At 48.1% G+C, this 22,062-nt stretch carries 17 protein-coding genes; 12 read left to right on the top strand and 5 right to left on the bottom strand.

The annotated features are described in order from the left end of the window. Nucleotides 1-527 precede the first annotated feature (527 nt). Nucleotides 528-917, bottom strand: a complete 390-nt coding sequence (locus ACN0YN_RS30040) for a hypothetical protein (RefSeq protein ID WP_417388575.1) — start codon at nt 915-917, stop codon at nt 528-530. 501 nt (nt 918-1,418) lie between these two features. Here ACN0YN_RS30040 and ACN0YN_RS30035 point away from each other — a divergent pair. Then, nucleotides 1,419-2,459 carry a sodium:calcium antiporter gene (locus ACN0YN_RS30035; protein ID WP_417388574.1) on the top strand — a complete coding sequence of 347 codons (1,041 nt, stop codon included), beginning with the start codon at nt 1,419-1,421 and terminating at the stop codon, nt 2,457-2,459. A gap of 568 nt (nt 2,460-3,027) precedes the next feature. Further along, entirely contained in the window at nt 3,028-6,828 is a 3,801-nt protein-coding gene (locus ACN0YN_RS30030; RefSeq protein ID WP_417388573.1) for a PAS domain S-box protein, read from the top strand. A 61-nt stretch (nt 6,829-6,889) separates the two neighbouring features. Here ACN0YN_RS30030 and ACN0YN_RS30025 read toward each other — a convergent pair whose 3' ends face one another. Next, complete coding sequence (locus tag ACN0YN_RS30025; RefSeq protein ID WP_417388572.1) at nt 6,890-7,696, bottom strand: MBL fold metallo-hydrolase; 807 nt, start codon at nt 7,694-7,696, stop codon at nt 6,890-6,892. A 52-nt stretch (nt 7,697-7,748) separates the two neighbouring features. Further along, nucleotides 7,749-8,363 carry a superoxide dismutase family protein gene (locus ACN0YN_RS30020; RefSeq protein ID WP_417388571.1) on the bottom strand — a complete coding sequence of 205 codons (615 nt, stop codon included), beginning with the start codon at nt 8,361-8,363 and terminating at the stop codon, nt 7,749-7,751. A gap of 744 nt (nt 8,364-9,107) precedes the next feature. Between ACN0YN_RS30020 and ACN0YN_RS30015 the strand changes: the two genes are divergently transcribed. From ACN0YN_RS30015 to ACN0YN_RS29970, 10 genes are all read left to right on the top strand, one after another. Continuing rightward, a complete protein-coding gene (locus ACN0YN_RS30015; protein ID WP_417388570.1) occupies nt 9,108-9,449 on the top strand; it encodes a cupin domain-containing protein in 342 nt (113 codons plus the stop codon). A gap of 49 nt (nt 9,450-9,498) precedes the next feature. Beyond that, entirely contained in the window at nt 9,499-10,656 is a 1,158-nt protein-coding gene (locus tag ACN0YN_RS30010; RefSeq protein ID WP_417388569.1) for a hypothetical protein, read from the top strand. Between the two features lie 619 nt (nt 10,657-11,275). Next, nucleotides 11,276-11,788 (top strand): ferritin-like domain-containing protein, encoded by a 513-nt coding sequence (locus ACN0YN_RS30005; RefSeq protein ID WP_417388568.1) that lies wholly within the window; start codon nt 11,276-11,278, stop codon nt 11,786-11,788. Nucleotides 11,789-11,965: 177 nt separating this feature from the next. Beyond that, on the top strand, nt 11,966-12,559 hold the full coding sequence (locus ACN0YN_RS30000; protein WP_417388567.1) for a superoxide dismutase family protein: 594 nt from the start codon (nt 11,966-11,968) through the stop codon (nt 12,557-12,559). Between the two features lie 233 nt (nt 12,560-12,792). Continuing rightward, nucleotides 12,793-13,788 (top strand): cytochrome c oxidase subunit II, encoded by a 996-nt coding sequence (gene coxB / locus ACN0YN_RS29995; RefSeq protein ID WP_417388566.1) that lies wholly within the window; start codon nt 12,793-12,795, stop codon nt 13,786-13,788. Nucleotides 13,789-13,799: 11 nt separating this feature from the next. After that, nucleotides 13,800-16,340, top strand: coding sequence for a cytochrome c oxidase subunit I (gene ctaD / locus ACN0YN_RS29990; RefSeq protein ID WP_417388565.1), 2,541 nt, complete (start codon nt 13,800-13,802; stop codon nt 16,338-16,340). An 8-nt stretch (nt 16,341-16,348) separates the two neighbouring features. Beyond that, nucleotides 16,349-16,747 carry a hypothetical protein gene (locus ACN0YN_RS29985; protein ID WP_417388564.1) on the top strand — a complete coding sequence of 133 codons (399 nt, stop codon included), beginning with the start codon at nt 16,349-16,351 and terminating at the stop codon, nt 16,745-16,747. 68 nt (nt 16,748-16,815) lie between these two features. Then, nucleotides 16,816-17,463, top strand: coding sequence for a cytochrome c oxidase assembly protein (locus tag ACN0YN_RS29980; protein ID WP_417388576.1), 648 nt, complete (start codon nt 16,816-16,818; stop codon nt 17,461-17,463). Then, entirely contained in the window at nt 17,460-18,596 is a 1,137-nt protein-coding gene (locus ACN0YN_RS29975) for a c-type cytochrome (RefSeq protein ID WP_417388563.1), read from the top strand. Before ACN0YN_RS29980 ends, ACN0YN_RS29975 begins: the two co-directional genes overlap by 4 nt. A 275-nt stretch (nt 18,597-18,871) precedes the next feature. Then, entirely contained in the window at nt 18,872-19,759 is an 888-nt protein-coding gene (locus ACN0YN_RS29970; RefSeq protein ID WP_417388562.1) for an SDR family oxidoreductase, read from the top strand. Nucleotides 19,760-19,870: 111 nt separating this feature from the next. Here the strand turns inward: ACN0YN_RS29970 and ACN0YN_RS29965 are convergent, their stop codons facing one another. Continuing rightward, nucleotides 19,871-20,893, bottom strand: coding sequence for an SDR family NAD(P)-dependent oxidoreductase (locus ACN0YN_RS29965; protein WP_417388561.1), 1,023 nt, complete (start codon nt 20,891-20,893; stop codon nt 19,871-19,873). Then, nucleotides 20,890-22,059 (bottom strand): zinc-dependent alcohol dehydrogenase, encoded by a 1,170-nt coding sequence (locus ACN0YN_RS29960; RefSeq protein ID WP_417388560.1) that lies wholly within the window; start codon nt 22,057-22,059, stop codon nt 20,890-20,892. The genes ACN0YN_RS29965 and ACN0YN_RS29960 overlap by 4 nt, the downstream gene beginning before the upstream one ends. Between the last annotated feature and the right edge of the window lie 3 nt (nt 22,060-22,062).

Here is a 22,062-nt window from a genome sequence, read left to right as displayed (position 1 = left end):
CGCGCGCGACTCACTTAGACGCTTATTCTGCTGGGGAGCAGGGGGGAGTCAAGTCGAAATTCTGCAGTAGAACAAATTAATGGAAGACAGATGGGTAGTGGGCAATGAGCATGAAAAAAGGCTGCTTACCGGAAATGGTAAGCAGCCTTTAAAGTGGAGGCGGGTGTCGCTCCTGAAGCGATTTTTTATGGTCAAGAATATTTCTGTGAGTTAAATTAAATTCGACACTTGAGTTGAGGTGGCTTGAATGCAAATAGATTTTTGAATTCGCTGAATCGGACACATTCGGACAACGAATCGGACATCTTTTCGGACATCTTTTCGGACATCTTTTCGGACAAATTATCAGTTAGATAATAATTCTTGCAACAGACATAAAGCAGCAGGAGTTTTTTTCGGTTTGATCACCCCGTTCCAGGATCATTTTAAGCAAAATATGTGCTCTAGATGCAAGTACTCGGCTACTCTAACCGGCTCCAACATATCCCGATATTAATATCATTCAGATCCGCTTTGGAATCTGTATGTCAAACTGAAATTCGCTCGTTGACCCAACTACCGAAATACATGAAACCGTGACCATTCAAAGGTTTTGCCAGACTTGCGATTTCTACGGCATGCTGACGGTCGGTGACTTCGATAGACACAATGGAATGTCCGCGTTTCAGCTCACGGATTCCGGTCTGGATGATGCTGTCCTCGGAATCTGAAAAGAAGAAACGGTGCTCTTTCATTCGTTCCAGAAGGTTGATGCCGTCTTCGCCGTAAAGCAAGATGAAGTCAGTTTCTGAATAGCCTGCAGCCTGCAAAGCATCTGCAAATGCTTCAAATTCCACTTTGCCGTCCAGGAAGCCAATCACTTTGCCAACAGGGCCTGTGAGAGTCTGTCCATGGTCAATCATCGGTTCACGTGTCATGGGTTCGTTCCAGTCTATCAAAAGTAACATCGTGTCATTTTTACCCCATTTCGTGAAGTACTGCGGGGTTATCATTTTCAATCCTTTGCGCGAGATAATTCCCTCCATCCAGATTAATCGCATCCCCGGAATCGCTGCCATCAAACTGAGGAAAGCAAAATGTGCAAAACGAGAATGTCGCAACAGATATGCCAATCCAGGGAGATTTCTGTCTAATTATGCGAAAAAAAGAGAGAATCATTCAAAATAGGATAAGCAGTATGGAATTTGCAGAGTTCGAAGTAGTAGCCAAACTGAAATGACAGTGACGCGCCAGCGTTTAATCCATGCCTGATTATGACACCATTCTTAATTTAATTAAGGGAACACCCAGTTGGTTGATCAGCGTTCACCCTGATTTCATATCAGCCTTCCATTCAGCCAGGTGGTCAGATGATAGATAGCTATATTTGACTGATGAGAAAATTTATCTAAAAATCCATCTAAAAGATCGGCCTTCCTATGATTCAACTGGACCAGCCTCTCTGGGGAGATGTGAGCGTCTTTATTCTTGCGGCGATGGTGATAGGTTTCTCCGGGGTGAAACTGGCGGAATACGCAGACCGACTGGCAGACCGTACCGGTCTGGGAGAAGCGGTGACAGGCACCATTATGCTGGGGCTGATCACCGCACTGCCGGGACTGGCCGCTTCCGTCACTGCTGCTTTACAGGGGCATGCGGTACTGGCGTTGAGCAATGCGATGGGAGGGATCGCCTTTCAAACCATGATCCTGGCGCTGGCCGATCTGATGTACCGCAATGCGAATCTCGAACATGCAGCCGCATCGGCAACTACGATGATGCAGACGATTATGTTAATCCTGTTGATTTCCATTGTATTGCTGGGACTAAGCAGTCCCGATGTTGTCGTGGGGCCGGTACATCCTGCTACGCTGCTGCTGCTGGGAGGAGCAGTCCTGGCATTCTGGTTGACTTATCGCGTGAAGGAACAACCGATGTGGCATCCTCGTCATACAGCCGAAACAGTGACGGATAAACCAGCCGAAGGATCACAGCATGAGCGGCTCTGGTTGCTGTGGACCGGTCTGCTCATTTCCGGTCTGCTGACCCTTATCAGCGGGAGCCTGGTCGCAGAGACTGCTGCGAATATTCAGGAAAAGACTGCGCTTTCCGCATCGCTGGTCGGAGGATTTCTGATGGCAGGCGCGACCTCGCTACCGGAACTGGTCACCTGTCTGGCAGCTGTAAAACGAGGCGCTCTTACTCTTGCGGTCAGCGACGTAGTTGGTGGTAATTTCTTTGATGTACTCTTTATTGCAGCGGCAGATTTTTTCTTCCTCAGTGGATCGCTCTACCATGCGACTGGCGTGGGAATGCGCGAAATCTTTCTGATTTCCATTACCCTGTTACTAAATGTGATTCTGCTTTCCGGATTAATTTACAGACAGAAACATGGTCCCGCCAATATCGGATTTGAAAGCCTATTGATGCTGACTTTGTATCTGTGTGGCTTTGTGATTCTGTCCTACATGAGTTCATGAGAAATCATCTCAAGTGTGAAATACAATGATCCCTGTTCCAAATATGAAATGAATCACATGATAAAATCTCATTTTATAATTGAGACTGAAGTCTTATTTCTGAGGTGCGTCAAACTGTCGTCGCTGGTCTCTTGTTGACACCTTGCTTGGGAGAATATTCAATAATTACCATTAAAACAGGGGTGCCAGGCTTTAGCTGTGGAAGACAGTTTTTATGTCAGAGTACTAAAGGTACTGAAGCTGTCTGGTTTTGTGTTGAGTATCTATCATTTCAGATGTAAATTGGGTGAATTCCTGAAACTGTCTGTCAGGAATTCTATCATTCGTTGAGATTATTAATGTGAGAACCTACACATTATAGTAGAGAACCACCTTTGCCAATGAATGCGGAAAAAGACATGTTTACAGATGCTTGCATTTTCCAACAGTTGAATTTGTCTCAGCAGCAGATGATGCTTACTGGTATGGCTGACCACTCAGAAATAAAAATTTGGACAATCCGATTCTCGTTGAAACTTTCAAAATGTGTTACACATCAAATTGAGTTCGTAATCAATTTACAGGAAAAGTGAGTTCAGAAGTGGAAACATCAGATCTGTCTGAAATCGCACAACACATCCTGTTGTCAGACTATTCACCACGTTATGCAATAGTCAGGGGAGAGTCACATATTGTCATAACTTCATCAGGAATCGAACAGTTTCTAGAATTTCCGGATGGAAGTTTTCATAACAATCTCATTCGTATGGCACGCAATGGTTTAAGGAATGGGTTACGAAAAGCATTAATCGAGTCGGGAAAAACAAAAGAGAAAGTGGAAGTGAAAGAACTTTCTTACAAGGCTCGAGATGAATTGCGGCGTGCACGAATCGTAGTTCATCCACTTACAGAAGTGCATAAGGAAGAAGAAATGTTCATGGTCGTTTTTGAAGACCAGGGACCTCATGAAAATTGTATTTCAAAAAAGGAAAGACAAGACACTGGTGTAGGAGCCTCAGATGCTGTGATTACGCAGTTAGAATCAGAACTGGCGCGAACTCGTACCGAATTGGAAATCAATGCCCGGGACTTGGAAGTCTCTCGGGAAGCACTAATCTCCTCTCAGGAAGAACTGCAGTCAGCCAGAATAGATCTGGAAAGTTTCAAAGAAGAAATTCAAAGCTGTATGGAAGCGCAGGATCGCGCCCAATCTGACCTGGAAAATCTGCTCAACGGGACGAAAATCGCAATGATCTATCTCGATCGAGAGATGTTGATCAAGAGTTATACGGCTTTTGCAGATGAAATCTATAATTTGAAAGCAACTGATCTTGGACGGCCACTTTCTGATATTACTCATAATGTAAAACGCATGCCAAAGGTTCCTTCTATTGAAAATATCAGGAGTCAAAACAGTCAGTTTGAAGTTGAAATGCAGCTGAAAAACGGGACCTGGCTTTTGAGACGTGTATTACCCTATAAAAGTGATGGAGAGTGCGATGGTATGATCCTGACTTTTATGGATGTAACCGAAAACAAGTTGGCTGAAATACGTCTGGAAACCGAACATGCAATCACTCAACTATTGGCTGATGCCAATTCTCTAAAAGAAATCGACCAGACTATTCTGCAAACAATACGAAAATGTCTTCAGGCCAGCGTCGGTCTGCTCTGGTTACCGGATAAGTCATATGAACGTCTCTGTCTTGAAACGAGTGTGACTGTTAATGTAACGAAGAATCGTAATTTCCTTAAGAGTAATCAGTTGATTCAGTTTGCACGCGGTGAAGGCCTTCCAGGGACCACCTGGCAAAGCATGCAGACTGAGTGGTGCGAAGATGTTCAAACTCTGGTCTGGTATAATCGTTCAGAAGCAGCTGAAAAAAGTGGTTTAGTCAGTGGTATTGCGATTCCCATAATTTTTGACCGGCAGTGCCAGGGGATTATGGAGTTTTATACCAGAGAGCAACTGAAACGTGATCCACTTCTGGTGAATATGTTTGCCTCGATTGGACATGAAATCGGTGCTTTTCTGAGTCGGTGCCACATTCAGGATGAGCTCTATGCGGAAGCTGCCCGGAAGAATGCAATTTTATCTTCAGCCATCGATTGTATCATCACAACAGATGCGACGGGGAGTATTGTCGATTTCAATCCAGCAGCAGAGCAGACGTTTGGATATTCAGCTCAGGATGTTATTGGAAAGCATTTGTGCGAGTTGATACTCGATGAAGAGTATCGGTTACATTATCGAAATGCGATGGAGCAATATCAGCAAACGGGTGAATCTGATTTAATCGGTCGACATATTGAATTAACTGTGAAGCACCAGAACGGTGGTCATTTTCCAGTAGAACTGGCCATCAGTGTCACAGAGTTGGAAGATAACCAGTCGTTTTTTACCTTCTGCCTCAGAGATATCAGTCTTCGCAAGCACCAGGAAGTCGCTCTCAGGGACAGTGAGGGCCGATCCAAAGCACTCATTGAAGCTTCAGCACATATGGTCTGGACAATGACACCTGATGCCCGGACTGTCGAAGATTCACCCAGTTGGAGAGAGTTTACCGGCCAGACTTATGATGAATGGAAAAATAAAGGATGGACGGAGGCAATCCATCCCGATGACCGAAAGCAGACGCTACATTATTGGCAAGAGGCATTCTCGTCAGTGGTGCCTCTTAATTGTGAGTACCGTCTGAAAAATAAGGAAGGGAAGTGGTGCTGGACATCGGTGAGAGCGGTCCCTCAGATCACTGCGGATGGTGCCGTGTTACGTTGGGTGGGAATGAACTTCGATATCACCCGGCAAAAACAACTTCAACAGAAAGTTGAGGCGAACGAAAAAAGATTATCAATGGCTTTGAAGGCGGGAGGTCTGGCAGCCTGGGAATGGCAGCCACATTCAAGTTACTGGTCAGACGAATTGTATGAGTTGCTGGGTATTCCCAATACAACCATTGCTTCACCAGAAGCATTCTTTGCCTGTGTTTATCGAGAGGATCTTCCCGAATTGAACGAAGCCTGGGAACAGGCCATACAGGGAGAGAAAGACTATGATCAGGTCTTTCGGATTGTGCGACCTGATGGTGAAATCCGCTGGATAGCTGGAGTTGGCGAGATTGTACGAGACCAGGAGGGAAACGTTACTCAGATATTTGGGCTGAACTGGGATTTCACACAGGAACGAGAAGTAGAAGAAACTCTGCGTAGAAATGAAAAACAGGCAAAGCAGGCTAATGTTGCCAAGAGCGAATTTTTGGCAAACATGAGTCATGAGATCCGTACTCCTATGACGGCCGTTCTGGGATATACTGACTTACTGATTGGAATGAAGCAGGACCAGAAACAGTCTGAGTATCTGCAGAATATCAAACGAAACGGGAATTTCCTGCTCGATATTATTAATGACATTCTCGATTTATCCAAGATAGAAGCAGGAAAACTTGAGATCTGCCTGGAATCATTTTCTCTGATCGAGATGCTGGCCGATTTACATTCAATGCTAAGAATCCGCGCCGAGGAAAAACAACTGGAGTTTGAAATCGAGTTTCTCAGCGACCTCCCGGAAATCATCGAATCGGATCCTAAGCGGTTACGTCAAATTTTGTTGAATCTGCTCAGTAATGCGATCAAGTTTACCGAGATTGGGAGTGTCAGAGTCGTGGTCAATTATCTCAGAGAGAAATCTGACGCCATATTAAAAATTGATGTCATAGACACAGGAATCGGTATTACTGCAAAACAGCAGTCTCGATTATTTCAAACGTTTTCTCAGGGAGATGCATCTGTTACTCGAAATTATGGTGGGACTGGCTTAGGGCTTGCCATCAGTCAACGGCTGGCTGCGATGCTGAATGGCACCATTTCAGTTTTCAGCAGTCCAGAAGCTGGTAGTACTTTCAGTTGCAAAATTCATTTACCGGTCAGGGAAGATGTCAGGATGACAAACCCCAGTCTGAGTACAGTGGCTGAGACTACCAAAAATTCGAAACAGGAATATCAACTGCAGTGCCGTGTTCTGATTGTAGATGATCAGCGGGATGTGCGTCATCTGACGAATTTGTTCCTGCAGAGGGCGGGTGTTGAAACCGAATTTGCAGAAGACGGAATTCAGGCTGTCGAACTGATCGAAAAGCAGTTAACGGATGGATCCCCTGTGGACTTGATTCTGCTGGATATGCAAATGCCTCGTTTAGATGGCTATCAGACGGCAGCCCGGTTACGTGAAATTGGCTTTCGGCAACCAATTATTGCATTAACTGCAGATGCGATGCACGGTGATATGAGTCGCTGCCTGGAACTCGGTTGTGATGACTATTTGAGTAAGCCGATTGACTCCAGTGAATTGCTGGAAAAAGTGGCCTGTTATACGGGGCAAAAGATTTCCTGATCCCGGATGCAATTATTCTTCGGCAAAATCGGTATTGATCGTGTATCTGTATGAAAACAGATCAATTTCGAAGGTGTTGTATGTAGCGTTGAACGGATTGATTCACCGCGGTTTTCGCTTCACTTGCGACTGTTTTCCCCCACCAGGCACCGTAAATACGATCGAATTTAAAAGGCGCTACACTCGCTGCAATGTGTTTTACTTTTGCTGCAGACAAAGGGATCAGGTTGGGATAACTGTACATGAAACTGACCCAGCGACGATCCTGCACGACATGAATGATGTCTCCGCTGAGCAGCACACCTTTTCCTTCCGCCCCTTCAGACCAGTGTAAAACGGTTCCTCCCTCAAAATGACCGCCACAGCGGATGAGAGTTAAGCCGGCACCAATACGCTGCCTGTCTCCTTCCCAAAACTGAATCGCAGGACCGGACCGCATGACCCATTTACGATCTGCCTGATGGAGGAAAATGGGACAGTCAAATGCCTCCGCCCATTCGATCATGCAGGAATAATAATGCGGATGGCTGATCGCGATGCCGGAAAGCCCTCCGATTCCTTTTATCAGCGAAACCAGACCGGCATCCAGGAGAGGGATACAGTCCCAGAGGATATTTCCCTCAGGATGGGTGACCAGCAACGCGCGTTGCCCGATGGCAAATGCGGGTTCCATGCCGATGCCCAGTAAACCACTCTCTACCCTGCGGATCACATTTTTATGTGACTTTGCCAGTTTTTCGAGCGTCGTCCAGTTTTGACCATCCCAGTTGATAAACTCCCGTTCTTCAATACAGATGGTACATTCCTGCGGGGGCTGAGGTGTTTCTGCGAACTGAGTCCCGCAATTGGTGCAGATAAAGTGAGGCATAATTCTCCTTGTGGCGTCGCATCACAGATCACTCGTTTACTCAAGTTATTGCTCAATCTGTTTTTTCAGCGACGATATCTCCAAATGCCACACGATCACCGGCATCACCGGAAGGTTGAGTAAATTGATCTTCCCCCGCATGCACTACAATGGAACGACCAATTATCGAATTTTTGCCGTTCAGTTGAATCACCTCGTCAACGATCTCTACTTTGGCGATACCATCTGCGTTGGCTTCGATATTTCCCAGGTCCCCGACATGTCTTTGAGAATCGCCGGGTTTACCATGCGGTTTTTCTGCAGGGTTGAAATGTCCTCCTGCTGATTTTCCGGTTTCTTTATCAGACAGATCACCTTTTTCATGGACATGAAATCCGTGTTTACCGGGCTTCAAACCAGTGATTTCTCCCTGCACGTGAATCTGATTCCCTTCTTTCGTGAAGTGAATGGTACCTGAAACCTGGCTGTCGCCAATGGGCTGTAATTTACAGACCGCTTTTGTAATCTCAGCCATTTCACCAGAAGCATCAGGAGTCAGTTGGCCTTCTTCGCCCATCTGAGTCTGTGTTTGGGCCTCGTTTGCCACTTCGTTCGGATTATTGGGTTGCTCTGTGCATCCTGAAGTAAACAGGACGAGCAGCAGCAAAGGCAAAGTGTAACGTAACATCTGATTCTCCTCTCAAAAATGTGAAGCCTAAGAGTTTTTCAATTGAAATAAATTCAGGAGCCAGTCCGTAATCACTTGCTTTATCCATCAACTGAGATAATTGATTCAAGCACCCGGTTCATTCAATATTTCCAGCAGGCAGTATTCGCTGCATTTCGTATTCCGAATGATCGCTAATTGGAAATCAGGCACAAAAAGCGTGGTGACAGACTTTTGAATGGATAAAAAACGGGCTGAAAAATACTGACTCGTCCGATATTCCGGGATCGTTCTCCTGCTGCTGGTCATTGATTGAACGAATCGAGCGGTCAGCCACCAGTTTAGGAAGCGAGTTTGATTGAGATAGAAAATAAAATACACCGATCAGAAAAAACTGACTGACACTCTACCTCTTTAATTGACTGTCTTTAGGGATGGGCTGCAAAGATTTGTGTCATTAAATTCCAGCCAGATCACAGTTTGTGAATCGATGCGGTGGCATGCGATTTGCGATTCTTTATCAGCAATCAAAATAATAGATGCTGCCAATCGAAGATCAGGTGCGTCAGATATGATGTGGTTGCCCCAACCCGATGAAGGAAGGCTTTCCGCACCTTCGTCTCCTGGAGGGATTGTCTGCAATATTTGCAGATGGGTGACACATCATCTCTGGCAGCATCTATTATTTATCTTTACCTGCTGCAGAGATCCAGTTCTCTTCTTAGCCACGACTCTTGTGGATGGACTCAACATTGGGAGAAGTCGATGAATGATACGAGCATTAAAAAAGTAGATTCAGCACATTCACCATTGGGAGTCATGGGGCAGAAATATCTTGCTTCCGGAGTAACAGTCTCCCTGCGACTCTGGGAAGAAGATTCCACTCAACCAGATCCCCAACCTGTGAGTCGCGATTACGAAGTCGTTGGTTATGTGATCAAAGGAAGTGCGGAACTGGAGCTGGAAGATCAGAAGGTGGTCTTAAATGTGGGAGACAGCTGGGTCGTTCCGAAAGAAGCGGTCCATCGTTACCGCATTCTGGAACCATTGGTTGCCGTCGAGGCCACAGCGCCACCCGCGCACATTCATGATCGTGATCACAAGTAGTGCTGTTAATTTAGAACAACCCGTGTATCGAAATTAGAATGGAGTAATCATGGACACGTTTACGCGAAGTGATTTGAAGAAATTGACAACAAAGACGAATGCACCATTATTATCCATCTATATGCCGACCTACCGCAGCGGCCGTGAAGTACTGCAAAATGCAACCCGGTTCAAAAACCTAATGAAACAGGCAAAGCAGAAGCTTCTGGCTACCGGTCTGAGTGAATCGCAAATCACTGAAATGCTTGCTGAAGCTTCAGAACTTGAAACAAACGAAGACTGGTGGCAACATCAAAGTGACGGCCTGGCGATCTTTATCTCACCAAACCACTTTGATTGCTATCGTGTTCCCATTGATTTCGAAGAGCTGGTCATTGTGGGATCGCATTTTTATATCCGGCCTGTGATACAGTTGATTCAGGGAGATGGTCGCTTCTACGTGCTCGCTGTCAGCCAAAATCGTGTACGATTATTTTCAGGCAGTCACTACAGCATTGAAGAACTGGAACCAGAGCAGCTGCCATCAGATTTACGGTCAGCCCTGAATATCGACGAGTACACAAGTACCCTTCAACACCATTCGATTGGGGGGCCTGATGCTGCTAAGAACACGGTGTTTCATGGTCATGGTGCTGCTGAAATGGATCAGCATAAACAAGATGAAATCATACAGTATTTCCATCACATCAGCGCGGCCATTCAATCTTTCCTGCGAAACGAGAATACACCATTAGTATTCGCAGGAGTTGATTATCTGTTTCCCCTGTTTCAAAGCACCTGTCATTATAAAGGACTTGTCGAGCAACCCGTCACCGGGAATCCGGACGAGTTGACCGCCGCAGAACTGCACCAGCAGGCGTGGCCTGTCGTCGAGCCGATTTTTGCCCGCGATAGTCAGGATGCATTGCAGGAGTATAACAACTCTGCTGAAAGTGAGACGGCAACAAACGATCTGGGAAAAACGATCCGCGCAGCAAATCAAGGCGCAGTGAATACGTTGCTGCTGGCAGAGGACAAACAGCATTGGGGAGGCTTTGATGAACAAGCGAGTTCAATTGTAAACAAGGACGGGCAGGTAGACTCGGATGAACTGCTGAATTATGCTGCAGTCCAAACGCTCACAACAGGGGGAACCGTCTATTCTTTACCTGGCGACACACTCCCCAATGGGGAGTCGGCTGCTTTATTGCGTTTCCCCGTCTCTTAAAGTTCAGCCCGCAGATCCCCATTCATATCATGAGCTGTGAATCAGCCTCTAGCTGTTGCTTCCATCCGTATGCCGGGACATCTTGTCGTACTAATAAGCATATTATTAGAACTCGTTATTCGGTTCGTGGCTTTGACCGCACTCTGGTTGACTGGCAACCAGTGTGGTTTGTGAGCTGACGATTCAGGAAACAATCATTTTCATTTTGGGCGAGAGTCAACCGCTCACAAATCATGTGATAAAAAAATTATAGGAGAGAAAGTCATCTGATTCTGGAAATTCTTCTCTCAACAGAAAATGAATTTGTTTCAGAGCAGGGCCGTCAACCAGCCTGGGGGGATTCTGAGTTCTGGGCGTATTCCTGTTTTCAAGCATAATAAAGTTTGTTTACAGGTTTGACCCAGAATCGCCTTCTTCTGTTGTGTGAAACACAGACTTCTTCCCGCTCTCTTTTCATGTTCTCGCTGATCTGTGTCGGACACACATCAATCTGATGAAGACTGGTGGATTTCATTTCAGCGGCACGATAATTGCGGATTTTTCCGAGGTACAGCAGTGACTTTGGGCCACTGTTCGACTCATCGCGGAACGGAATGTTTTATTAATCAGGAGCTACAAAATGGGATTATTCTCCAGTAAAGAGTTTTCTAACTTAGAGGATCTGTTTGTCGAACAAATTCAGGACTTATACGATGCGGAAAATCGCCTCGTCGATGTCTTGCCTAAAATGGCTGATGAAGCGTCCTGCCCAGATCTCAAATCAGCGTTTCAAACGCATCTGGGAGAAACGAAAGAGCATGTGAAACGTCTGGAGGCCGTATTTAAAGGGATGGGACTGGAACCCAAGCGAGAATCCTGTGAAGCGATGAAAGGACTGATTCGCGAAGGGGAGGAGATGTTACAGGCGAAAGGTGATTCGAATGTCAAAGATGCAGCCTTGATCGCCGCTGCTCAAAGAGTGGAACATTATGAAATGGCCGGCTATGGCACCGCCCGCAATTTTGCCCAGCGACTGGGCAAAACGAATCTGGCTGAGATTCTCCAAGAAACGCTGGATGAAGAAGGTAATGCTGACAAAATTCTAACTCAAATCGCTGAAGAATCAGCAAATAAAGCCGCGGCGCGAGTTTGAAAAATGTAATTCAATCTCCTCACCGCGGGAAATCGTGGTGAGGAGGGATTTTTAGATGGCTGAACTCTGATTGTGCTTTACTTCGGGAGTAGAGGCAGAGGATTGAAGAGTGCTCGATCATCAAATTCGCAGTGAAAACAGAGGATGGTCACCGCAATCAGGTAAAGGACTAAAACGATGAAAACACAAGTATTATATGTGCTCTCTGCTGTCATTCCGGTGGCTACTTCATTGGTATCTACGGTCAATTCAGATCATAAAGAGGCAGTGCCGGAGACAAATCAGGCTGTGGTCGTCATCACGCCGACCAAAGATTTCAGCGCAACCGGTATGGTTCAGTTGAAGCAGAGCAAAGGTGTCGTCCATCTGACGGGAAAAATTGAAGGACTCACACCAGGCAAACATGGGTTTCATATCCACCAGTTTGGTGATCTGAGTGCAGTCGACGGTACTTCTGCGGGAGGACATTATGCTCCTGCAGGTCATCAACATGGTCAACCTGGAAAAGGTCAGCATCATGCTGGAGACCTGGGAAATATCATTGCTGACCAGAAAGGAATTGCTGTCATCGATAAACGGTCTGAAGATTTTAAACTTGCTGACGTGATAGGCCGGTCGATTGTTGTTCACGCGGGTGCTGATGATCTCAGCAGTCAGCCATCCGGTGATGCCGGGCCTCGAGCCGGGTTAGGAGTGATAGGGATCGCCAAATCAGAACCGAAAGCTACTGCTGCATTGCCTGATACATCTCGTCGTGACAGCAGGCATTAATTCTTCACTGATCCCAAAGAAATACTTTAAGAGAAATTGAGCATATTCAGTGGGCCTGGCCAGATACCGTTCTGTAATTGCAGGAAGGTTAGCTTCACAATCTGGCCGGGCCTTTAGTCAAGCAAAACTCGGCAGATAATCATGTGCCTGGATTGCCGGCTGTTCATGGTTACCTGCAATTTAATAATTCAAAACGAAAATATCGCTGACCCGCCAGAATGAAAGTATTTGAAATGCCTGCTGAGGGTGACGCTTTTAAGGCTAATCTGATTTGTGCAGGTATTCTGATTTCAGGATGTTCCGGCTCTCAATCCGCACTGAATCCTGCAGGAGACGGGGCCCAGCAGATTGCAAGGCTCTTCTGGTGGATGGCCGGGGGGGCGACCCTGATCTGGGTGATCATGATCGCTTTGTCTATCTATTCTCTGCATCTGAATCCTGTTGCCCATCATCGTCAGAAATCCGCCCTGTTTATTATCGGCGGTGGCGCTATTACTCCCACGATTATTCTGACTGTATTACTAATCTATGGTTTAAATCTCCTGCCTGCACTTCTTGCCCGACCTTCTGCCGAGGCGCTGCGGGTTGAAGTTCAGGGATATCAATGGTGGTGGCGTGTGCGATACCCGAACCAAAGTGGGGAGACCATCGAACTGGCAAATGAAATACGATTACCTCGAGGAGAACCTGTCGAGTTTCTCCTCACCAGCAAAGATGTCGTCCATTCATTCTGGGTTCCCTCACTGGGAGGAAAGGTAGACATGATCCCCGGACGAACGACGCACCTTACACTGCATCCTGTAAAGACCGGACGTTTTCGGGGTGTATGCGCTGAATATTGTGGTGCCTCCCATGCCTACATGAATTTTACAGTAGATGTTGTCGAGAAAGAGGAATTTGATGAGTGGCTGTCGCAACAGTCGGCAGACAGAGACGCACCGCAAAAAGAATCTGTGAAGAATGGAGAGGAATTGTTTCTGCTGACAGGCTGTGGCGCCTGCCATACGATTCGGGGTACGGAAGCTGACGGAACGATCGGCCCGGATTTGACACATTTCGGCAGTCGACACTCGCTGGGAGCAGACATGTTCCCGAATACTCGTGAATACATACAGAACTGGATTGCACATGTCTCCGCATTAAAACCAGGTGTGAAGATGCCCGAATTTCGTGCACTCACAGACGAGGAATCTCAATCTCTGTCGCAGTACCTGAAACAGTTGAAGTAAAGCCAGACGCCATGGATTCCGAACCCGCCAATCAGACCTCAGAACAGGAACACGATTCTGCTGAATACCGCCGGCAGTCTGCAGAGCGGCTGTTGAAGGCCTGGGAAACGCCGCGCGGCTGGCGGTACTGGTCGGCAGTGAATAATTCTGAAGTGGGCATGTGGTATACCGTCGCTTCGTTCTGCTTTTTTCTATTCGGAGGAGTTCTGGCACTGTTGATGCGCATTCAACTCGCGGTGCCTGGAAACACGTTTTTAACCGCCGATCAGTACAATCAGATCTTCACGATGCACGGGTCGGTGATGATGTTTCTGTTCGCTGTTCCTATTTTTGAAGCATTTTCCATCATGGTTCTGCCTGAAATGCTGGGTGCACGCGATTTGCCGTTTCCCCGTTTATCTGCGTACGGCTTTTACAGTTTCGTAATTGGTGGGATCTTTGTCTGTGGTTCTCTGTTTTTCGGTGCCGCTCCCAAAGGGGGCTGGTTCATGTATCCTCCCCTGACGAGTTCCTTTCAGGCAGGTATTGGTGCCGACATCTGGTTGCTGGGATTAACTTTCATAGAAATCGCTTCCATTGCAGCCGCGATTGAATTAATCGTAGGAGTCTTGAAGTGTCGTCCTCCGGGAATGCGGATCAATCTGATTCCCCTGTATTGCTGGTACATTCTTGTCGTCGGGGGAATGATTCTGTTTGCCTTTCCGCCACTGATTGCAGGCGACATTCTACTGGAGATGGAACGTGCCTTCGACTGGCCTTTCTTCGATCCTCAGCGGGGCGGAGACCCGTTGTTGTGGCAGCATCTCTTCTGGGTTTTTGGTCATCCGGAAGTCTATATCGTATTTCTGCCCTCAGTGGCTCTGATGGCGATGATGGTGCCGACATTCGCCAAAATACCGATGGTCGGTTACAGCTGGGTTGTGCTCTCAGCAGTGGGGACCGGGTTTCTCAGTTTCGGCTTATGGGTCCATCACATGTTTACCACGGGGTTACCGGGTATCTCGATCGGTATCTTTTCCGCCGCTTCGCAGGCAGTGGCGATCCCGACCGGAGTTCAACTCTTCTGTTTTCTGGCGACTCTCACAGCCGGACATGTAAAACGATCGGTATGCCTGCACTTCATATTTGCCGGACTGGCTACGTTTATCATTGGCGGTCTCACGGGAGTGATGGTGGCGGTGGCACCTTTTGATTTTCAGGCGCATGACACATTCTTTATCGTCGGCCATTTACATTACGTATTAATCGGGGGAACTATCTTTCCGATCATGGCAGGCTTTTACTACTTCTTTCCGCTCGTGAAAGGAAAACAACTTTCGGAACGGACAGGCAGGATTGTTTTCTGGCTCGTATTAGTCGGATTCAACATTACTTTTTTCCCCATGCATATCACGGGTTTACTGGGAATGCCTCGTCGAATATTTACCTATCCTGCTGACATGGGCTTTGATACTTTAAACCTGATCTCCAGTCTGGGTTCGATAATACTCGCAGCTGGTTTTTTGCTCTTTCTCTATGATGTAATTCGACCACGTACGAATCAACCACTTTCAGAACGGAACCCGTGGCAGGCGGGGACACTGGAGTGGCTGGCACAAATGCCGGATCAGCCCTGGGGCGTACGTACGATCCCTGTTATCGAAAGTCGCTATCCCTTATGGCAGCAACCCAACTTCGTGCGGGATGTCGATGAAGGCCGGTTCTATTTACCTGACGCGACAGAAGGGAAGCGGGAGACGCTTGTCACTTCGGTGATTGATGCCGAACCATTGCAGTGTCTGCGGGTAGGGGGACCGACCTTCCTGACTTTTTTCGCCGCTTTGTTTACCGGTGGTTTTTTTATTTTCGCGACTTTTCACTGGTGGCTGGCTGCGATTCTCAGTGGTGTGATCGCGGTGGGAGTCATTCTGGTCTGGGTCTGGACCGGAACTGCTGAAATACCTGAAAAAGACATGAAAGATGTCGGTCTGGGGCTCGCGTTACCTTTGTATCTTTCCGGACCTAACGCAGTAGGCTGGTGGGCCATGTTTATTACGATGACTGCAGACATTACCGCATTCGTTTCCCTGATATTTGGTTATTTCTTTTACTGGACGATACACGAGGATTTTCCTCCCCAGCCTCTACAGGGGCCTGGAGTCTTCTGGCCGGTAACGGGAATGCTACTTCTGCTGGTAGCGTATGGGCTGACACTACTCTCCCGGAAATGGAATCGCTCGGGGCATGCCAGCGCCTTTTATCTGTCGCTCTCGCTGGCCGTCATCGTTTCACTGGTCGGTGCTTTAGCACTCCTGGCAGGTCCCTGGTCGACGGAACTGGATCCTACCACGCATGTTTATCCGGCAATCGTCTGGGTCTTGACGGGCTGGACTGTGTTGCATGTGATTCTGGGGAGCATCATGCAGCTGTACTGTCTGGCAAGAAGAGCAGCAGGAAAAATGACGGACCGCTGGGATGCGGACATCGTGAATGTCTCACTGTACTGGCATTTTCTGGCTTTGACTGTAGTCATCACTGTCGGCGTGATTGCAGGATTTCCCAGTGTCGCATGAGGAGCATCATGGAACAGAAACACCATCATTCTGAAGAATTTCATGAAAGACATGAACGAATCTGGTTCATGTTTATTCCACCATTAGTCTGGGCCATTCACCTGCTGGCGTGTTACCTGACCGCTGCGGTCTGGTGCGCGAAATATTCCAGTTCGACCGATGGTTTTATGACAGTGAGAGTTTCGATCGGTATCTATACTCTGCTGGCGATCGCTGTCATCGGAGCCCTGGGCTGGGTCGGTTTTCGCCGACACCGACATCTTTCTGAAGACCTGGCTTACCATGATGATACCCCCCTGGATCGATACCGATTTCTGGGGCTGGCCACGTTTCTGCTGTCTGCATTGAGTGCTGTGGCAACATTATTCGTCGCAGCCGCTGCTCTGTTTATTGGGAACTGTAACTGATGAGATCTAACATGACATTGAGAACGCACACATATCAATCAACGGGGAACAGTGTGATTCATCACACCATGGGCTCTGGAAAAGTTCAGATCTGGCTGTTACTGCTGGGACTGCTCAGTCTGGTCGTTGCGTGGTCGGGGCCGCTTCCCGAACTGGCACATCATGCGTTTTTCGCGCACATGACCATGCATATGCTGGTTGTGGCTGTAGCAGCACCATTACTCAGCCTGGCGATCGCTGGCAGTCGCTTCGATCCCGTGATCACGTTTCCGGTTTTCTTTGCTCCCATACCAGCGTCCGTAGCAGAACTGATTATTGTCTGGGCGTGGCATGCACCAGGGCTGCATCACCTGGCCCGGATGTCTGACTGGGGGCTTGTTGCAGAACAGGGATCGTTCCTGCTCGCGGGGATTGCAGTCTGGATTTCCGCATTTGGAGGGCCAAGTCCCCGCAGCCGTGCCCGCAGTGCCGCAGGCGTGGTCGGGTTGCTGTTAACTTCCATGCATATGACCCTGCTGGGAGCTTTACTGGCGCTGGCACCGCGCTCGGTTTATGCACATCATCAAGGTTTTTCGACTATGTCTGCGCTGCAGGATCAACATCTGGGAGGGGCGATCATGCTGGTGGCGGGCGGCATTGTTTATCTCTCCGGAGGTCTCTGGCTTACGGTTGATTTACTCTGGATCAAAAGTCAGCGCGAGGAGCTATCGCTATGAAACGACGCTGGAAAATTATGGCAGTTTTATCATTGATTGTGGTTGTCGGTGGTGCGCTGATAGTTGTGAGTGGCGTGATTCCCGTAAAGGCCAGCTCAGGACATTGGGAGATTACCAGATGGTTTCTGAATTTCACCAAAGAGCGATCTGTCGCGACACACAGTACCGGTATCGAAGTCCCTGATCTTGAGGATCAGGCGCTCATAATCAAAGGAGCAGGGCATTATGAAACCGGTTGCCAGGTGTGCCATGGAAAACCGGACGGCATTCGTCCGCGACTGGTGTCGTTGATGACGCCTAAACCGCCGAATCTGAAAAAAATTGTGCCAGAACGGGAGCCGCAGGAACTGTTCTATGTGGTGAAACATGGGATTAAAATGACGGGAATGCCCGCCTGGCCGGAACAGAAACGAGATGATGAAATCTGGCCCGTAGTCGCTTTTTTATTGAAATATCCTGATCTCGATCTGGCAGAATATGACGTGCTTGTCACGGGAGAACATCAAAAACAGAGTGATCAGTCGATCGAGTCAGCAGAGGGGGCTTCGATCCCGGTTCCCCATCTGGTGATTGAAGTCTGCGGAGGCTGTCATGGCGTCGATGGGCAGGGACGAGGCTTAGGAGTATTTCCTCGACTGGCGGGACAGAACGAAGCATATTTACGGGTTTCACTGGAGGCATATCATCACGACAAACGCTTGAGTGGGACGATGGAGGAGATAGCCAGCAGAATGAGCCCGACAGAGATTCAGGAAATATCACGTTATTATTCACGTCTGCAACCGCAGCCAACGAATCGCAGCCAGAACAAAAAAGGTACCGTGAACCGAGATCATCCAGAAGATCCCCCGTCATTTGAACGTGGTGCCCGGATTGCTGCAGACGGAATTGCCGATCAAGATGTCCCCGCCTGTGCAGACTGTCATGCGACTACGCGAAAGCCATTCAAAAATGCTTACCCGACGCTGATTGGACAGTATCAGGATTATCTGGAGCTGCAGATCAGACTGTTTCAAAACCGCAGTCGAGGTGGGTCTCAATCTGCCAATCTGATGCACGCAGCTGTCGACGGCTTAAAGCCGGACGAGATTCGAGATGTCTGTTTTTATTACTCTGAACTCCCAGAGAGATAGGAAGCAGTTTCTCACCATCATCCCATCAGAACTGTTGAATCCTTACCGATCAGATTGTTCGAAGAGAGAACAGTACAAGACTGGATTCTCTTGTGGCGTAAGTGCTTTTTTACGAGTAGCGTGACCGAAGTCCTTTCGCTTTATTAACTGACGATTTCTGACGGCATTGGTACGTGAAGTGCTGTTATTGCTCAAAGATGAATTCTACCAGGAGTTCTACGAAATTTCATTCTGCTCATCCTATTTCGCGAATCAACAGCAAAAGGAAAAGTATTATGCCCCGCCAACAGCCTACTCCGGAATTTCCTCCACAGGGACTGGAAAAACCTGGAATTGAAGAAGCGATGGATCCGCACCCGAATTTTGAGGCCCCCGATTATCGAGCTGCGAATAAACTTGAAGGAAAAGTGGCATTGATCACAGGCGGAGACTCTGGGATCGGACGTTCTGTCGCTACGTTGTTCGCTCGCGAAGGTGCCTGTATTGCTTTGACTTACCTGGAAGAAGAGCAGCAGGACGCGGAAGCGATTCGCAACTATATTCAGGAGACGGTCGACAGCCAAGGTGGCTGTGGTCAGGTTCTGCTGATTTGTGGTGATGTCTCTGATGCTTCTTTCTGCCAGTCCGCTGTTGAGCAAACAGTCGCTGAGTATGGTCACCTGGATATTCTCGTGAATAATGCCGCCTATCAGCAACATCAGGATGGGATAGACGACATCAGTGAGTCACAGTGGGACCATACTTTCAAGACCAATATCTATGGATACTTTTATATGGCACAGGCTGCTTTGAAGCACATGAAAGCAGGTGCGAATATTATCAATACCGGTTCAATCACCGGTCTGGAAGGCAGTGGAGGCCTGTTGGATTATTCGGCAACGAAAGGGGCCATTCATGCCTTTACCAAGTCGCTGGCCCAGAACCTGGTGGACCGAAAAATTCGTGTGAACTGTGTGGCACCCGGGCCGGTCTGGACGCCTCTTAATCCCGCGGAACGTTCCGAAGATGAGGTAAAGGACTTCGGCAGTGGGACTCCCTATGGACGGCCAGCCCAACCGGAAGAAATTGCACCGGCATATGTCTACTTCGCTTCCAATGCTGATTCAAGTTATGTCACGGGTGAAGTCCTGACAATTCTCGGAGGCGCGACACGCGCCGGTTGAGACTTGGGGAAGACTTCGCTGAGAAATCGACTTCGCTGACAAATCATTGAGGCATGCCGCATCGACAGGCGGTACCTGATAACGTTCTCTCGAAGTATTTCACTGAATACTTCAGAGTTCGTTGTTACGTTGAGCAGCTTTCTGAGTCAGTTCGGTCAGCCAGGACTCCGACCATTTTGACTGACTTTCTGACCCCTGCTTTTTGACGTAACCGGCGGAACCCGGTTCAGGCAGAAGCCGATTGACAACGCCCAGCGCATCAGACATCAGGGCGGGGCAGAGTGCATACAGTTTTTCTGCCAGCTTGACATGCAGACCCAGAACAAGAAAACCATCATTGTATTGACAGGCTTTGACTATCTGCCTGGCTGCCTTTTCAGAACTCATGGAAATGAGTGGCAGGGAGTCACTGATTTTAAATAACGCATACTCCGCTTCATGTTGTCCTTTAAAATATGCGTTTTGCGGGCTGCCCGTACGCATCATGCCAGGACAGACAGTTACGACGCCAATTCCTTCTTTTGCCAGTTCACTGCGCAGCCCCAGTGAGTAACCGACCAGCGCAAATTTACTGGCACAATACGGCAGCATATGTGGAACACTGATGCGACCACCGACGGATGAAATATTAACAATTCGTCCGGCACCGCGCTGACGCATTCCCGGGAGAACTGCTTCGATGACGTGGAGCGGCCCATAAAAATGTGTTTGCATTGTCTCCTGGTAATCCTGACGTTCCATGGATTCCATCGGACCCACTTGAATGATGCCTGCATTATTCACAACGACATCAATACTGCTGAAGTGTCGTTCTACCTGTGATACCATGTCTTTTACCTGGTCAGGTTGAGTTACATCACAGGTAATGCAACTGACGTTGGCACCTTTTTCAAATAATTCTTTGCCTGCCAGCAGTAGTTTGTCTTTGTTGCGGCCACATAAAATCAATCGGGAGCCCTGCGCTGCAAACTCGCGTGCCAGTACTAGGCCCAGTCCGCGGGAGCCCCCCGTGATCAATACGGTGCGGCCTGCCAGATTGAAGCGATTGAATCGCCGATAAAGTGAGCGACCTGCCAGAGCCAGTCCGAGCCCCGCCGATGCCCATACGAATTGCTGTTTCAAGTTGGATTTCATGTCTGTAATACCACCTTAATGCACTCGTCCTGTTTTTGTTCAAAGATCCGATACATGTCTGCAGCCTGTTCAAGAGGACTGCGATGTGTAATCAGAAACGAAGGATCGAGTTCGCCTTCTCTGATATATTCAAGCAATCGTGGTAAATAACGATGCACGTGAGTCTGGCCCATCCGTAACTGCAGTCCTTTCCCAAACGCAGCGCCGATAGGAACCTTGTCCAGGAAGCCACCATAAACACCTGGGATAGAAATGGTTCCTCCCTTGCGGCAACTATGGATAACCTGTCGCAAAACATGCCCGCGGTCTGTTTCCAGCATCAGTTTCTCAGCAGCCAGATCATACCATGCATCAAGGGTCGTTCCGTGTGCCTCACTGCCAACGGCATCAATACACGAATCTGGTCCACGTCCTCCTGTTAATTCCTGGAGCATGGTAAAGACATCCACTTCCTCGTAGTTGAGAGTTTTGGCCTTGCAATATTCTCGGGCCAGTTTCAAGCGTTCTGGAAAGCGATCCACGGCGATTACCTTTGAGGCTCCGAGTTTATAAGCACTCCAGATCGCAAACAGTCCCACAGGACCACAACCCCAGACTGCGACAGTATCACCTTCTTTGATCTGGCAATTTTCAGCAGCCATATAACCTGTTGGAAAAATATCCGACAGAAACAGAACCTGCTCGTCTGAGAGGCCATCTGGGACAATTAACGGTCCCACATCGGCAAAGGGCACCCGGACATATTCTGCCTGTCCACCCGCATAACCTCCGAGCATGTGAGAATAACCAAAAAGTCCGGATGGTGAATGGCCATATAATTTTTCTACCATCCACGCATTGGGATTCGAATTGTCGCAGAGAGACCACAGATCGTGTTGACAAAAATAGCAGCCCCCGCAGGCAATTGTGAAAGGGACCACAACCCGATCACCGACTTTAAGATTCGAAACATCGTGGCCAACAGCGACGACTTCTCCCATAAACTCATGACCGAGTATATCACCGGCATGCATAGTGGGAATTCGACCCGTATAAAGATGCAGATCAGATCCGCAGATTGCGGTTCGACTTACTTTCACGATGGCATCGCGAGGATTGACTATCTCGGGATCGGGAAACGTTTCAACGCGAATGTCTTCCTTACCATGCCAGGCAACAGCTCTCATGAT

The organism is Gimesia sp. (assembly GCF_048260065.1).
GTDB lineage: Bacteria > Planctomycetota > Planctomycetia > Planctomycetales > Planctomycetaceae > Gimesia.
This window is presented reverse-complemented; position numbering and strand designations above follow the sequence as displayed.